The sequence below is a fragment of the Clostridium drakei genome (assembly GCF_000633595.2).
Lineage (GTDB): Bacteria > Bacillota > Clostridia > Clostridiales > Clostridiaceae > Clostridium_AM > Clostridium_AM drakei.
In genome coordinates, this window is sequence record NZ_JIBU02000019.1 from 99,434 (window position 1) to 115,682 (window position 16,249).

General features: G+C 28.3%; 15 protein-coding genes. 12 read left to right on the top strand and 3 right to left on the bottom strand.

The genetic code is table 11. From position 1 onward, the window contains the following. Positions 1 to 259: 259 nt before the first annotated feature. On the bottom strand, positions 260 to 1,087 hold the full coding sequence (speE, locus tag EG57_RS0210385) for a polyamine aminopropyltransferase (protein WP_032077148.1): 828 nt from the start codon (positions 1,085 to 1,087) through the stop codon (positions 260 to 262). 420 nt (positions 1,088 to 1,507) lie between these two features. Here speE and spoIIAA point away from each other — a divergent pair, with 420 nt between their 5' ends. From spoIIAA to sigF, 3 genes are read left to right on the top strand one after another with little or no spacing between them, the layout of a single operon-like run. Next, the gene (spoIIAA, locus tag EG57_RS0210390) at positions 1,508 to 1,843 is read left to right on the top strand and encodes an anti-sigma F factor antagonist (RefSeq protein ID WP_029163610.1); all 336 of its coding nucleotides are present in this window, start codon (positions 1,508 to 1,510) and stop codon (positions 1,841 to 1,843) included. A 15-nt stretch (positions 1,844 to 1,858) separates the two neighbouring features. Beyond that, complete coding sequence (gene spoIIAB, locus EG57_RS0210395) at positions 1,859 to 2,287, top strand: anti-sigma F factor (protein WP_032077149.1); 429 nt, start codon at positions 1,859 to 1,861, stop codon at positions 2,285 to 2,287. Between the two features lie 9 nt (positions 2,288 to 2,296). Beyond that, positions 2,297 to 3,052 carry an RNA polymerase sporulation sigma factor SigF gene (gene sigF / locus EG57_RS0210400; protein ID WP_032077150.1) on the top strand — a complete coding sequence of 252 codons (756 nt, stop codon included), beginning with the start codon at positions 2,297 to 2,299 and terminating at the stop codon, positions 3,050 to 3,052. Positions 3,053 to 3,184: 132 nt separating this feature from the next. Here the strand turns inward: sigF and EG57_RS0210405 are convergent, their stop codons facing one another. Beyond that, positions 3,185 to 5,557, bottom strand: a complete 2,373-nt coding sequence (locus EG57_RS0210405; RefSeq protein WP_032077151.1) for a transglycosylase domain-containing protein — start codon at positions 5,555 to 5,557, stop codon at positions 3,185 to 3,187. A gap of 615 nt (positions 5,558 to 6,172) precedes the next feature. Further along, positions 6,173 to 6,694, bottom strand: coding sequence for a hypoxanthine phosphoribosyltransferase (gene hpt / locus EG57_RS0210410; protein WP_032077152.1), 522 nt, complete (start codon positions 6,692 to 6,694; stop codon positions 6,173 to 6,175). Positions 6,695 to 6,935: 241 nt separating this feature from the next. Here hpt and hflX point away from each other — a divergent pair, with 241 nt between their 5' ends. The 9 genes from hflX to EG57_RS0210455 all read left to right on the top strand — a co-directional run bounded on the left by hflX (position 6,936) and on the right by EG57_RS0210455 (position 16,221). Continuing rightward, positions 6,936 to 8,714, top strand: coding sequence for a GTPase HflX (gene hflX / locus EG57_RS0210415; protein WP_032077153.1), 1,779 nt, complete (start codon positions 6,936 to 6,938; stop codon positions 8,712 to 8,714). Between the two features lie 32 nt (positions 8,715 to 8,746). Then, on the top strand, positions 8,747 to 8,968 hold the full coding sequence (locus tag EG57_RS0210420; RefSeq protein ID WP_032077154.1) for a hypothetical protein: 222 nt from the start codon (positions 8,747 to 8,749) through the stop codon (positions 8,966 to 8,968). 150 nt (positions 8,969 to 9,118) lie between these two features. Next, positions 9,119 to 10,015 carry a nucleotidyltransferase domain-containing protein gene (locus EG57_RS0210425; RefSeq protein WP_032077155.1) on the top strand — a complete coding sequence of 299 codons (897 nt, stop codon included), beginning with the start codon at positions 9,119 to 9,121 and terminating at the stop codon, positions 10,013 to 10,015. A gap of 102 nt (positions 10,016 to 10,117) precedes the next feature. After that, positions 10,118 to 11,521, top strand: a complete 1,404-nt coding sequence (pdxR, locus tag EG57_RS0210430; RefSeq protein WP_032077156.1) for a MocR-like pyridoxine biosynthesis transcription factor PdxR — start codon at positions 10,118 to 10,120, stop codon at positions 11,519 to 11,521. Positions 11,522 to 11,538: 17 nt separating this feature from the next. Next, complete coding sequence (locus tag EG57_RS0210435; RefSeq protein ID WP_032077157.1) at positions 11,539 to 12,216, top strand: HEAT repeat domain-containing protein; 678 nt, start codon at positions 11,539 to 11,541, stop codon at positions 12,214 to 12,216. A gap of 6 nt (positions 12,217 to 12,222) precedes the next feature. Continuing rightward, positions 12,223 to 12,876 (top strand): YigZ family protein, encoded by a 654-nt coding sequence (locus EG57_RS0210440; RefSeq protein WP_032077158.1) that lies wholly within the window; start codon positions 12,223 to 12,225, stop codon positions 12,874 to 12,876. A 126-nt stretch (positions 12,877 to 13,002) separates the two neighbouring features. Beyond that, the gene (locus EG57_RS0210445; RefSeq protein WP_032077159.1) at positions 13,003 to 13,743 is read left to right on the top strand and encodes a YebC/PmpR family DNA-binding transcriptional regulator; all 741 of its coding nucleotides are present in this window, start codon (positions 13,003 to 13,005) and stop codon (positions 13,741 to 13,743) included. A 317-nt stretch (positions 13,744 to 14,060) separates the two neighbouring features. Continuing rightward, on the top strand, positions 14,061 to 15,521 hold the full coding sequence (locus EG57_RS0210450) for a cell wall-binding repeat-containing protein (protein WP_032077160.1): 1,461 nt from the start codon (positions 14,061 to 14,063) through the stop codon (positions 15,519 to 15,521). 79 nt (positions 15,522 to 15,600) lie between these two features. Further along, positions 15,601 to 16,221 carry a hypothetical protein gene (locus EG57_RS0210455; RefSeq protein ID WP_032077161.1) on the top strand — a complete coding sequence of 207 codons (621 nt, stop codon included), beginning with the start codon at positions 15,601 to 15,603 and terminating at the stop codon, positions 16,219 to 16,221. The last annotated feature ends 28 nt before the right edge of the window (positions 16,222 to 16,249 follow it).

Genomic DNA, 16,249 nt, shown 5'->3' on the forward strand with positions numbered 1-16,249 from the left:
TTGCAATATATAGATTAAAAGTAAAAGATGTAATTTTTGTAGATTATTAAAGTGAATGAATGTAAATGTATACATGCAAAAATGATTAGAGCAATAGTAACAATTTTCAACTTTTATATTATTTGAAATAATGTAGAATTTAATGATGATTGGCGAAAGAAAAAAATTTAAAAATAGCACATGTCTAAATATTATAATATTTAGATATGTGCTATTTTTAAGTTAAAATTGTATTTACAAAAATTCAGTAAATAATTATTTATTTTGTTAAGTCTTCAACAAATTTTGGTAATACAAAGCAAGCTTTGTGAAGTTTTTTAGTATAATATTTAGTATCTATATCTATAGAATTTGATAAATCAGCAGTTTCTGGATCATGTTTTTTAGAACCTACAGTAAAACTCCAAAATCCACTTGGGTAAGTAGGTATACCAGCCATAAATAATTTAGTTATAGGAAATACAGCATTTGCATCATTATAAACACGCTTTACTACTTCAGGTAAGTAAAAAGGTGTTTCAGTTTGAGCTATAAATATACCGTCTTCAGTTAAGCAATCATATATTTCTTTGTAAAAGCTTCCTCCAAATAATCCCTCAGCAGCACCAAATGGATCAGTAGAATCAACTATTATTACATCAAATTCATTTTTGTGTTCGTGAACATATTTGATTCCATCACCTACGAAGATTTCACATCTTGTATCATCTAATGCACAACTTATTTCAGGAAGAAATCTTTTACATTCATTGATAACTTCTTTATCTATTTCGCATAGAACAGCTTTTTCTACTGAAGGGTGTTTTAAAACTTCCCTTATAGCACCACCATCTCCGCCTCCAACTACAAGTACCTTCTTAGGATTTGGATGAGTGAATAGAGGAATGTGAGCAATCATTTCATGATATACATATTCATCTTTTATAGTTGTTTGAACTATACCATCCAGTAAAAGCATTCTTCCAAAACTATATGTATCAACTATAGCTAAGTCTTGGTATTCAGTTTCTTTTCTAACAAGAGTTTCCTTTATTTTGTAGGTCATAGCTGCATTTTCTATTTGACCTTCTTTTAACCACATATCCATAATACATACCTCCAAATTAAAAATATCATTTTCGAATCCAGCAAATAATATTATAACAGTGATTTTATAAAATGACAATTGCTATGTATAAAAATGTATAATGTGGTAAAAATAAATAATAAAAATATAAGAAAAATAGGAGGAAAATAATTCCAAATAGAGAATATTAAATAGGTATGTGATATAATTTTTAAAGTTATTTCAAAGAAAATTAAAAAATAGAAGGGGGGTAAGAGCGTCTTGCTCAGACTGTGCAAATATGCATATACTGTAAATTTATTTGAAAATACGATTTACAGTCATACTACAAATCGCCATAAGAGTAGTATGGTAAATTAAAGTTAAAGGAAAGCCTTTAACGCTAAGATTATTTTGGCAAGTAGATATTATTTAAATTAATCTTAGTAGAGCGAAGATAATATGTATTTGGAATTTGAAAGTAAGGATGATAAGCTTATAGTTCATATGTCTGGAGAATTGGATCATCATAGTGCAGAGGAAGTAAGAAACAAAATAGATGATAGGTTAGACAGAGATAATATTGGAAAGTTAATAATGGATTTTGCAGATGTGAATTTTATGGATAGTTCAGGGATTGGTGTAGTTATTGGTAGATACAAAAAATTGATGTCTAAAAAAGGAATTATATGTATTACAAAAGCTGGGGGATCAGTAAAAAGGGTATTTGAGTTATCTGGAATATTTAAAATAATCAAGTTTTACAAAAATATTGAAGAAGCAGTTGAAAATATATAACGGGGGGATTAAAAAATGTATGATAACATGATGAAAATAGAATTTGTAAGTAAATCAGAAAATGAAAGTTTTGCAAGAGTTGCAGTAGCAGCGTTTGCATCACAGCTTGATCCTACCATAGAAGAGATAGCAGATGTAAAAACTGCAATATCAGAAGCAGTAACTAATTCTATTATTCATGGTTATGAAAAAGGAGAAGGTATAGTAAAAATCCAGGCTTATATTAAAGAAAAAGAGTTTACAGTAATAGTTGAGGATGAAGGAGCAGGTATAGAAAATATAGAGCTTGCTATGCAGCCATTGTATACATCAAGACCAGATTTAGAGAGGTCTGGTATGGGTTTCACAGTAATGGAAACATTTATGGATGGTCTAGAAGTATATTCTGAGAAAAATAAAGGGACAAGATTAATAATGAAGAAAGTTTTTAAATCTTTAAGTTAGGTGAATAATATGGGTGAAGAAGCATTAAAAAAAGCAAATTATAATTATGAGGACAATTTGGAACTCATAAAGTATGCTAGAAATGGGAATAAAGATGCATTAAATAAGTTAATAGAAGTTAACTTGCCTTTAGTTTCTGCTATTAGTAAAAAGTTTTTAAATAGGGGATATGAATATGAAGATATATTTCAAATAGGATGTATGGGCTTAGTTAAAGCTGTTAATAATTTTGATGAAAAATATAACGTAAAATTTTCTACTTATGCAGTACCTATGATTTTAGGAGAAATAAAAAGGTTTATAAGAGATGATGGTATGATAAAGGTAAGTAGAAGTGTGAAAAACACTGCGAAAAAACTTCATTATGCAAAGGAGGCTTTAACAAAACAGATTAGCAGGGATCCAACTATTGAAGAGTTATCTGAGTATTCAGGGATAGGTGTAGAAGAAATTATATTTGCTATGGAATCTTCTAATAGTCTTCAATATTTATATGATACTATACATCAAGATGATGGTGCACCTGTTCTACTTATTGACAAATTAAGTGAAAGTAGTGATAGAGATAGTGAAATGGTGGACAGAATAGCACTGAAGGAAGCCTTGAAAAATTTAGATGTGAAATCAAGACAAATTATTATGCTTAGATATTTTAAGGATAAAACTCAAATACAAGTAGCAAAAATGCTTGGAATAAGTCAAGTACAAGTTTCAAGAATTGAAAAAAAAGTTCTGAAAGTAATGAGAGAAAATTTAAGTGGATAGGATACAATGTTGTATCCTATTTTCTATTTTAATAGACACTAAAAATGTTGTATTTTTAAATGATTGCTTGTTATGATAGTAATAGAAAAAAGAAAGTTAATTTCAAAAAAAATAAAAGCGAAATATTCGCTTTTAATTTATTATAGTAGGTTTTTTAGGATTTATAACATTACTTCCATTGCTATTGGGGTCTGTGTTAGTATTAGGTGTATTAGTGTTTTCATTATTAGGTTCAGTACCATTATTAGTATTGTTATTGTTAGTATTGTCTGTAGTATTATTATTTTTATTGTTATCTGCAGGTTTATTATTTGTATTGTTTTTATCTTTATTATCATCATGATTAAAAAAAGGATTATTTTTAAAACCAGAGTGTGAATAATTACAATACTGTGAAGGCTCTGTACCTTGTATAAAGAACTCATTATAAGTTTTATTCCCTGTAGGATCGCCATAACATGAAGATGTAGCTAATTTGCCAGAATCTTGACAAATGTTTGCGGTAGTAACTCCAGATGGCATTTGTACATCAGTTGCAGATAGATTTTCATGTGCTGGCTGCATTATAGCACTCCATATAGCAGCTGCCTTATTACTTGAACCATTTTCACAAACAGAGGCATCATCATTACCTATCCATACAGCAGCTGAATAGTAAGGAGTAAGTCCACAGAACCAAAAATTTTTATTATCTCCAGAAGTACCAGTTTTACCTCTTACAGGCATGCTTCCGAAATTAGCACTTGTGCCTGTTCCGCCAGGACTTACAGGTCCTTTTAATAAGTCATACATTATATATGCGCTTTCTGGTGAAAGTACTTTTCTTGTTGAAGTTTTGTTTTCTAAAATTGATTTACCATTTCTATCCAAAACCTTAGTGTAAAGTTTTGGAGCGGTATAATTACCATTGTTTCCAAAAACACCATAAGCTGCAGACATAGTTAATGGGTTGGTACCACGGTGTAATTCTCCTAGAGATAAGGCAGCTATACTTGATTTATCATGAGCATCTAATGTTAAACCAAATTTTTCACCATATTCAATACCTGTTTTTAAACCAATTAGGTCTTCTAGCTTTACAGCTACTAAGTTTCTTGATTTAGCTATTGCAGTTCTTATAGTAATATTGCCCATAAATGATCTATCATCATCTTGTGGATTGTAAGGATCTCCATTAGAAGCATATTTTTGAGCAAGATCATTTGATAGTGGAGAGTCATCTATAACAGTAGCTGCTGTGCTTTGTTTTGAATCAATACTAGGAGCATATACTGTTAAAGGTTTTATACTGGATCCAGAAGGCCTTAAATAATTATCAGAAGCAGCTCTATTAAAGGATCTAGGAGGTTGATCGCCTCTTCCTCCAACAATTGCTTTTACTTCTCCAGAATGATAATCCATAACTACTGCTGCAGCTTGAGGTTGGGTTATACCGTTTTTATCTGAAGAAGCACCAATTATACTATCTGAATTTATAGCACTTACAGTGCTTGCTTGTATATCTCTATCCATTGAGGTATATATTTTTAATCCACCATACATAAGAAGATGTTGCACTTCAGTATCAGTATAATGATATTGCCTTTTCAAATCTTTTTTTATTTGATCTATGGCTGGTAGAGTATACCACTCAAAATTAAGTTTGTTGCTAATTTGAGTCTGAGGTTGGAAAGCAAGCTTTTTATTGTTTAAATCATTTATAGCATTATTAAATTGTTCCTCATTTATATATCCGTTTTCATACATCTTTTTTAACACAGTTCCAGTTCTATTTAAGTAAACTGAAGGATTTTTTTTCGCAGAAGTAGAAAAGGGATAGTACACAGAAGGACTTTGTGGCATTCCTGCAATAAAAGCACATTCAACTAAACTTAAATCCTTTGATTTTTTGTTAAAATATTGTTCAGAAGCTGCTTCTACACCATATGCTCTTCCACCTAAATATATTGTGTTCATATAGGCTTCAAGTATTTGATCTTTACTTAATTCTTTTTCGAGTTGTATTGCTAAATACATCTCTTGAAGTTTCCTCTTAAAGGTTACTTCAGAGGATAAAAGTGTGTTTTTAAGTAATTGCTGAGTTATGGTAGAAGCTCCTTGTACTCCAGATTGCCTTTTAATTTTATTTTTTACATCTATAAGTGCTACCCCTGCTATTCTTTTTAAATCTATACCGCCATGTTTGTAGAATCTTTCATCTTCTATACTTACAAAGGCATTTTTCAAATCTTGAGGTATGTCTTTATTCTTTATAACAGTTCTTTGTTCGTTTGTTACAACTACATCCATGAACTGATTTTTGTTGTCATATAAAATAGATGGTTCATTTAAAGTTAGAATTTGTTTTACATCTAATGGAGGAGCATTTTGTATTATAGCTAAAATTACTCCAAAACAGGCAACAGATGCTAATATAAATAAACTTAATATAGTAATCAGCGTAGTCTTAAAAGCATTTTTCGAACGAGTCTTTTTCGAAACAGCTTTTTTCGGCCTTTTGCTCATAGTTGTCCTCCTTAATTCTTAGTTTTAAAATTAATAATTTTAAATTATTATAACATAAATTAAAATATTAATGAAATATAACTTTAATTTAGAAAAAAAATACATTTAAGTTATTTTTAGACTTAGATAGAGTTTAATTAAAAGGAATATTTCTCTACATATGAGTCAATGAAACTATGCAAGTTATATATTATACTTTTTTTAATAATTATACTAGATATTATATCAATAATATTGTTAACAAATTGATAATACAAATATATTAATTATGTAAGAATATAACGATGGTGATGATAGTTACGATAAAGACAGATGTGTTAAAAAATAAGTACCTACTTTTGAGATAATAATTTATGAGATTATAGATGTTATTAATTTATGATTAGATAATATAAGTTTTAAACTTATAAATAGTGAATAGATATGATATAAACATATTCTTTAGTTATTTAGTTAAGAGTTAAGAAAACTTTGATTTATGATAAAATAAAAATAAAATTCACGTTAGCGAATTTTTGTTCATTATTTTTAAAATTATTAATGATAAATAATTTGATTTATTAATTCTTAACTCTTAATTAAAAAAGAAAATTCAAATCTTAAATTATAAAATTTTTATTCCCAATTGAATACATATGGAATGTTTCTGTAATAGTCTCCATAATTTAATCCATAACCTGCTACAAATACATCAGGAATTTCAAAGCAACAAAAATCAGGTTTTAATTCTAATTTTCTTCTTTCAGGTTTATCTAAAAGAACACAACATTTAACACTAGTAGCACCTAAAGCTTTTATATGTCCTATTACGAAATCCATTGTTATACCTGTATCAATTATATCATCTACAATAAGGACATCGCAGCCTTTAATATCATCTTGAATGTCATTTACAACTTTTACACATCCAGAAGAAACTTCAGAATGGCCATAACTTGAAGTTGTCATAAAGCCTATTTTTGTAGGAAGATCTATTTCTCTCACTATATCTGCAGCGAATATAAAACTTCCTCTTAAAAGCGATAAAACATAAAGATTTTTATCTTTATATTCTTTAGTTATATCTTTACCTAATTCATGTATCCTGTCAGCTATTTTTTCTTTACTGATTAGTATTTTTTTAATTTTGTCTTCCATTATGATCCTCCAACCCTATACATATTTACAACGTTGATTTTATAGTATAAAATTATATGAAAGTTGTCAAGTAAAAGCATATATTACTAAGTTTGTAATTTAAGAATTATGCTATGCAATGTGTTTTTATTATGAATTACAGCTGTATTATTAGAATTAAGTAAAAGAAATGCTTATATAAATGATAATTAAAGGATAAGTTTATAATTTGTAGAAATAATAAGATTATGGAGTGATGAATATGATATATGGAAATATAGAAGGTATTAAAAGTTCTATATTAGTAAGATTAGATAAAGTTTATGAAATGAAAATGCCTAAGGATAGTGTTTGTACTCAAGAATTAATAGAATTATTATGTGATGTTACAACATATCTTAACAGAGAAGTTAGTGTAGGGATAAACAGAAAAGGAGTAGTTATAAGTGTAGCTATAGGTGACAGCAGTACTGTAGAAATTCCTGAAATAGATATAAAAGAAAGAAAGTTATCACAGGTTAGAATAATACACACCCATCCAAATGGTAATTCAAGACTTTCAGCTATAGATATATCTGCCCTCATAAAGCTTAAATTGGATTGTATTGTTGCCATTGGAGTTGATGATAGTAAGTATACAGATATGACTTTAGGATTTTGCGGTATAGAAAATGATTTATTTGTAGCGGAATCAACAAAACCTCTTAACATAGATGATGGAATTAAATTTAATATATTAGATAGAATAAAATATATTGAAGACATAATAAAGGATGAAAATATAATAGATGATGATAGTGAAAGAGCTATTTTGGTTGGAGTGGAAAGTGAAGAAAGTATAGATGAGCTTGAAGAACTTGCTAAAGCATGTAATGTAAAGGTTGTTCATAAAGTTCTACAAAAAAGAAATGTAATTGATAGTGCTTTTTATGTAGGTAAGGGAAAGGTTGATGAAATAGCGCTTTTAAGGCAGGGATATTCTGCTAATGTTATCATTTTTGATGATGAACTTTCAGCCTCACAGGTAAGAAATTTAGAAGAAAACATAGGAGCAAAGGTTATAGATAGAACAACATTGATACTTGAAATTTTTGCAACTAGAGCAAGAAGCAGAGAAGCAAAAATACAAGTAGAACTTGCACAATTGAAATACAGATTACCAAGGCTATCTGGGCTTGGAACAGTACTTTCTAGAACAGGTGGAGGTATAGGAACTAAAGGTCCAGGAGAGAAAAAGCTTGAGACAGATAAAAGACATATAAGAGAAAAAATATATGATTTGATTAAGGAATTAAAGAAAATAAAGCAAGTAAGAGAAACTCAAAGGGAAAGAAGAAATGAATTACCAAAGGTCTCTTTAGTTGGATACACAAATGCAGGAAAATCTACTTTAAGAAACAAGCTATGTGAAATTGCCATACCTAAGGAGGCTATTCATAAGGAAAAGGTTTTTGAAGCTGATATGCTTTTTGCAACATTAGATATAACTACCAGAGCTATAGAACTTTCAGATAGTAGAATAATTACTGTAACAGATACAGTTGGGTTTATCAGAAAGCTTCCTCATGATTTGGTAGAGGCATTCAAATCTACACTCGAAGAAGTTATTTATTCAGATTTGCTTTTACATGTAGTAGACATATCTTCAGATTATGCGGAAGAACAAATAGGTGCAGTAAATAACGTTCTTGAGCAACTAGGAGTAAATAACAAGCCTATGATGTTAGTGTTAAATAAGATTGATAAAGCACCTAAGGAGAGAATAGAAGAAATAAAAGAGAAATATAACAAAATAGAAATTGTATGTATTTCTGCAAAGCAAGAGTATAATTTGGATTTATTGCTTAAGGAAGTAAGTGAATTTTTACCATATACATTAAAAGAGGCAGAATACCTTATACCTTATACAGAGCAAGCTATGGTAGCATTTTTACATAGAAATTCAAAGGTTAAGAATGAAGAATATAGGGAAGATGGAACATATATATGTGCTTTAGCAGATGATGAAGTTTACAATAGATGTGAAAAATATATGATTTAAATAAAAATATATCAAATGGAGAGTGAAAGTTATTGGAGAAGGTATGTCCTATATGTAATGGATTAAGTATGATAAATTTACAATGTGAAAAATGTAAAGGTACTATGAAGGATATGGGAAGAGTACAAGAGTATACAGATTCTTATGCAGGCCAGTTGGATATAAATGATGGAATTGATTATTGTATGCATTTATTTAAATGTATAGAATGCAATAGTATAAAAAGAATAAAAATTTCTAAAATTAATCTATAAATATTTAAACAAATTATTCAGAAACGTTTTCTGGTATTGTAATTATACTGAAATTTATTATATAATAAGAAAAAAATTAAATTTTTATTAAATTCTAATTTAATTAACTTTTTTGATTTTACTAATTTTTAAAGGGGTGTTATATATCAAATGGAAAAAAGTATTTTACAATATCAGAAAGCGTTTAATAATATAATTGAAAGATTAAAATCGAATGATTCAGCACTTGCAGTTATGGTATTTGGAAGTATGGTTACTGGTGACTTATGGGATGAATCCGATATAGATCTTTTTGTCATATTAGACAAGAAACATCCGGATATAGAAAATATATATACAGAAGAAAAAGAAGTTCCAGTTCATATCAAATTAATGAGCAAGAGTAAGTTTCTGCAAATATGTGAAGAAGATTTGAAAGGTGGATTCATACACAGAATACTTGCTTCATCCAGACTTGTATTTTCTAAAGACATACAAATTACTACTAAATACGACAATGGAAGGTACTATCCTGATTTGGATAGAGAAATATGGAATATGGTATATTTGGGAAATTTGTTAAAAAGTTTAGGCGTATGCAAAAAGTATTTGCACAATGATAGTATATATACAGCATATATTGCTGCTGTGCGCTGTGTGGAAGAATATGCAAAACTTTATGTGAATTTTTCAGGATATATGATAAGTAAAGATGCAGTTACTATGGCTATTAATTTAAATGATGATTTTAATAAATGCGTGGATCAGTTATTTTTTCATGAAGCTAATAAAGAAGAAACTATAAATTATATTTTAGACTATTTACAAAAGAATGTAGATGGTTCTATAAGAAATGTGAGTAATGTATTATTAAATTACATGCGAGAAAAAGACAGTTTCTTAAGTGCTGAAAACATAAAGAACGATAAATTGTTTTATAATTATGAAATAAATATGGAAGAAATATTAGATAAACTTTGGAGAAAAAAATTAATAAAAAGAGAGAGTAGAGATTATAAAAGCGAAAAAGGAGAAATTTTATTTAAGGAAAATGTATACTTTATATAAAATTTTATTATTAGAGAATGCATAAACGAACTTAAGTTTTAGGTAAAGAGAAATTTAAGTTCGTTTATTTTTCATTATATGAAATTATAAGGAAGTGTCATTATGGATAAGTATTTTGTAAGCATGCAGGGAGAAATTCCTAAATATATAACTATTACTAGACATATAAAAAGATTAATCGATATAAATAAAATTGAAGATGGCGAAAAGCTTCCTTCAATAAGATCCTTATCAGAATTTCTAAATGTTAATAATGTAACAATAGTAAATGCATACAAAAGGCTTCAAAATGAAGGATATGCTGTACAGAAAATGGGAAGTGGAACTTATGCTAAAAAGAAAGATATAACTAAAAATTTTAAAAAGGAATATTCAGAGGCTTTAAAAAAAATATCTGGAAAAATGGTAAAGGAATATGTAGATTTTACTGGTGAAACTCCAAGTAATGATTTTTTTCCAGTGCAATCTTTTAAGGATGTATTAAATGAAGTATTGGATAGAGATGGTGCTGAAGCACTTATATATCAAGAAGCACTAGGATATGAAGGACTGAGGGAAAGTATAAGTGAAGTTTTCTGGAATAAAAAAATTAAAAGTGATGATATACTTATAGTATCAGGAGCTCAACAGGGCATAGATATAGTATCTAAGGCTCTTATAAATACCAATGATAATGTTATAGTTGAAAAGCCTACATATAGTGGAGCTTTATCTGTTTTTAAGTGGAGAAGAGCCAATATATATGAAGCTCCTATAGGAAAAGATGGAATAGATGTAGATAAATTTGAAAAAATATTGAAAAAGAATAATATTAAGTGTTTTTACACTATGAGCTATTTTCAAAATCCCACAGGAATGAGTTATAGTATAGAAAAAAAACAACAAATTTTAAATTTAGCAGAGATTTATGACTTTTACATTATAGAAGATGATTACTTAGCAGAATTAATTTATGATCATAGTATAAAATATAAGAGCTTTAAAAGCTTGGATAAAAATGATAGGGTAATATATATAAAAAGTTTTTCGAAAATATTTTTACCGGGTATAAGAATAGGATATTTGATACCTCCTATGGAATTTAAAGAGAGTATTGAAAACTCAAAAATAAATACAGATATATCCACATCTAGTCTTATGCAAAGAGCTTTAGATTTATATATAAAAAAGGGATTGTGGAAAGATTATATGAATAATTTAAACCACATATATAAAAATAGATATTTATTGATGGAGGAGTGTATAAAATCACACTTGGAAAATAAAGTGGATTTTATAAGTCCAGGGGGAGGACTTAACTTCTATTTGAAAATAAAAGATTCTATATATGTTGATTCTATTGAATTGTTTAGAAAGACTAAAGATAGAAAGGTGTTAATTACTCCGGGCACTTTGTTTTATAAAAGTCCTTCAGAAGGTAAAAAATATTTTAGAATTAGTTTTTCACAAACAGATGAGGAAGCTATGAAAAAAGGTTTAAGCATAATAAATGAATTGCTGGAATAACAAAGGAGAGTATCATCATGAAAAAAGGTATGATTAATATAGAGTGGTCTAAAATTAACTCATATACAGAAGAGGATATAACTTACTTTTTGTTTTTAGAAGGTAAATCCATTGAATGTTTATGCAAAATAAGAAGTTTATCCAAAGAAACAGTTCAAAAACACATATTAGATGGTAAAATTAAATATGGAATGTTAGCTAAAAGTGATAATGAGAAGGAGCTTTTTAAAACTATATCATCATCTGGAAAGTTGGATAAAATAGAAGTTTTAAAAGGATTAAGTGAAGAAAATAAAAGTAAAATTATAGATTATATAAGATGTGATTATGCAGATATGAAGACTAAGGACAAGGAAAATGCTGTTTGGATTCTTGGAGAAATAGGAGATAATAAAGTATTAGATATTTTAATTAAAGCTTCTGTTCATAATCATGTAAATGTAAGAAGAATGGCAGTTTCTGCTGTAGGTAAGATAGGGGATAAAGCTGGTGAAAATATACTAATACGAAAATTAGAAGATGAAAATCCCCAAGTGGTTATGTATGCTATAAAATCATTAATTAAAATTAAAAGTGAAAAGGCGTTATATAAAATTAAAGAAATTTATAAAAATTCAGAAAAAGATTATGTGAAAAGGGCATCAGAAGAGTATATTAAAATATTAGAAGAAGATGGTTTGCAAGTTAAGGAGTGATTGGGAGTGGGTTATTTTACTATAAAGGATGAAATAAGCACGCAGTTTGAGGAAAAAAAATCTGTTTTTATAGGTCATATAAAAAGGATATATGAAGAGGAAGAAGCAAAAAAATTTATAGAAAAGATAAGAAGTGAACAGAAAGAAGCAAGACATAATGTATATGCCTATGTTATTGGAGAAAACATGGGCATACAAAGATATAGTGATGATGGAGAACCTCAGGGAACAGGAGGAATTCCAGTTTTAGAAGTCATAAAGAAAAATGGAATAACAGATGTAGTTATAGTGGTTACTAGATATTTTGGAGGTATACTTTTAGGAAAGGGAGGGCTTGTAAGAGCGTATTCAAGGGCTGCAGCTATGGCAGTAGATGAAGGTAGTATAGTTGAAAAGGTTAAGGGATCTGTATTGGAGATATTTATAGAATATGATATGCTTGGAAAAGTTCAATACTTATTTGAACAAAGCTTGTGGCATATGGAAAATGTAGAGTATACAGATAAGGTTAAAATAATAATGTATTGTGATGTTTCAAAATTAAAAACAGTGGAATCTTCTGTAATAGAAGTTACTAATGGTAAATGCGAAGTTGTAATAGGAGATGAAAGCTACTACTTTAAGAAAGAGAATAGATTGTTTCAAGAGCAGGATATTTAAGTTTGAATTTATAAGTCCTTGTATGATATAATGTTTTAGGTATTTTATAAACCAAACTTAAAATCTTTAGTGTGTGATTTTAGTAATAATTTAAAATAATATATAACCAGTTAGGGGGAAATAAATATGTCAGGACATTCAAAATGGCATAATATACAAGCTAAAAAAGGTAAGGCAGATGCAAAAAGAGGTAAAATCTTTACTAAGTTAGGAAAAGAAATTGCTATTGCATGTAAAATGGGAGGAGCCAATCTTGATGCTAACAGTAAGTTAAGAGATGTTGTAGCAAAAGCAAAAGCTGCTAACATGGCTATGGATACAATAACTAGAGCAATAAAAAAAGGTGCTGGAGAAATGGAAGGAGTAAACTATGAAACTGTAGTTTATGAAGGATATGGTCCAGCAGGAACTGCTGTTATAGTAAATGCATTAACAGATAATAAGAATAGAACGGCAGGTAATGTAAGACACGCTTTCACTAAAAATGGTGGAAACATGGGTTCAACAGGATGCGTTTCTTTCATGTTCCAGGAAAAAGGTCAAATTGTTATAGAAAAAACAGATGACAAAGATGAAGATGAATTAATGATGATGGCTTTAGATGCTGGTGCAGAAGATTTTGCAGCAGAAGATGAAGTTTTTGTAGTAACAACTACACCAGAGGACTTTGGAACAGTAAGAGAAGCTTTAGAATCCAATGGACTTGAGTTCTTAGAAGCTGAAGTAAAAATGATTCCAGATACATATACTGCAATTGATGAAGCAACAGCAGGTAAATTCCAAAAAATGATTGATGCTTTAGAAGATGATGAAGACGTTCAGGACGTTTACCACAATGCTGAGTTCCCTGAAGGATGGGAAGAATAGAGAGATAAAAGACATATTATGTTTAAATTTTAGATCTTGTATTATATATGGGAATTGAAACACCTTTTTGTATTGGTATATGCCAATATGAAGAGGTGTTTTTGTGCTGTTAATTTTATACCTTCTTTCTTAGATGATTTTAAATATATAATTAATTTTTTAGGAAAGTATTCACATATTTATTTTATTTGAGTAAAAAATATAGTATAAAAGATATTTGGTATTTATAATTTTATTATGTAATTTTTTTATTTTAAAATACTATAAATATATTATGACATATATGCTTTTTTATTATATTTTAAGGGGGTAATTTAGTGAAAAAAATTATAATTCTATTTACCATGATAGCCATATTTATATTGCCAGAAAGCTTGGTGTATGCTAAAACTAACTATACTGTAAATAGAATAGATGGAGCAACTAGATATGAAACTTCAATGAATATAGCCAATAACTATAATAGTGATAAGCTGAAAAGTGTTATTATTGCAAGTGGAGATGATTTTCCAGATGCATTAGTTGGTTGTATGCTTTCCAAAAATGTAGATGCACCTATCTTACTAATAAGTAAAGATAATAGTTACAATGAAAGTACTGTTAAATTTATAAAAAGTAAGTTAAAAACTGATGACAATATCTATATATTAGGTGGAGAAGCATCAGTAAGTGCAAAATTTGAAAATTATCTTAATTCAATTGGATATAATAATATCAAAAGACTAGGTGGAATTGATAGATTTGATACAAATCGTATAATTATGAATTTCTTAAATATAAAAAAGAGTACACCAGTAGTTATTGTTAATGGACTTGGCTTTTCAGATGCTTTAAGTGTATCTAGTATTGCTGCATCAAAAGGTTATCCAATTATAATGAGTGATTCATCAAAATTATCTGATCAAGCAAAAGAAATGTTGAAAGATATAGAGCCATCTAAAGTATTTATTATTGGTGGTGAAGGCTCTATAAGTAACAATGTGTTTAAGCAATTAAAAGAAGTTATTACATCGTTAAATAATAATAATATAATAAGAATAGCTGGAATGAATAGATATGAAACATCCTTAGATGTGTGTAGATATTTTAATTTGTCTTCAGATACTGCAGTTATTGCTAGTGGAGAAAATTTTCCTGACGCTTTGGCGGGTAGTGCTTTAGCAGCAAAGAAAAATGCTCCTATAATATTAACAGATGGAGATAATATATCATCTCAAAAACAATACTTAGATCAATATAATTATAGTAAATTAATTTTACTTGGTGGTACAGGAAGTATAAGTGATGATGTTGAATATACTTTAGAAAATAAAGCTGTTATTTCTGATGATTCTATTAAAAGTTTGTTGTTTACTGGAGATGAAAGTTTTAAAAAAATGTTAAAAATTAATGTGGATGGCAGCTCGTATATTAACATATCAGGCATAAGCTATGCTAAGGTAACAGAGGATTTCAGTAAATATAGTTCTATATATGGATATTTGAATAAAAATTATGGATTAAATAATTATTATACAGATGATTTTATAAAGAATATGGTGAATTATGTATTCACTAATGTAAATGGTATATGGTATATGAGATATGGAAATCCAGAACCTAGACTTATCGTACAAAGTTCTCAAATTGCATATAAAAAGTACTATGGTAATAAAGTATATGTTTCTTTAAAAGGATATTATTTTGGATCACAGGATGTATCATACTCAAATGCTGTTTTAAGCTTTGAAGGTGATAAATGGCTAATAGATAAATTTGATAACTGGATAATAAAATAATAAAATATAGATAAGAAAAAATCAGTTTTCTGAATAATACTTTTGTAATGTGTCCATAATATCTTGTAGGAGGGATATTATGGATTTTATTAATAATAATAGAAAAAAGATAAGGACTATTTTACTTGTAATTTTAACTATTTCAATTTTTAGTTTGAGCTATTATTTGTGCATAAATAAGTTGAAAAGTACAAACTTTAAGGAGGACAAATATAAAGTACAAAACGAAAGTAAGGATATAGATAAAACTATGACCGTAGACTCAAATATGAATACTTCACTTTCACCAACTGCAAAGGTAATATTTGAGAAAAAGTATATTAAAAGTGGCGAAGTTATAAATGAAAAAGAAGAGAGTGCTGGTAATTTAGCAGGTAAAAAAAAGAGTGAGTTAAATCAAGTATATAAAGGACAAGGATATAGCTTAGAAAGTATGAAACCTTCAGAAGTAGTGTTTGTGAAAGAATTTGATAGATATGCTCCAAATAAGTATGTGGTTGGTATAAAAGATGGATTTATTGCTATATATAAAACTGATAAAGATGGAAATATGTTTATAGAAGATGAAAAAAGAGATGTAACAGATATAAAAACTGATAGATTAAAAAAAGCAGACATAGAACTTTTAACAAAGGGGAATAAGTATTTCCAGTGTAATACAAGAGAAGATGCAGAGGCACGCCTTGAAGACTATGAGTAATAGTCTTTAAGGCGTTTTATAGTGTAGA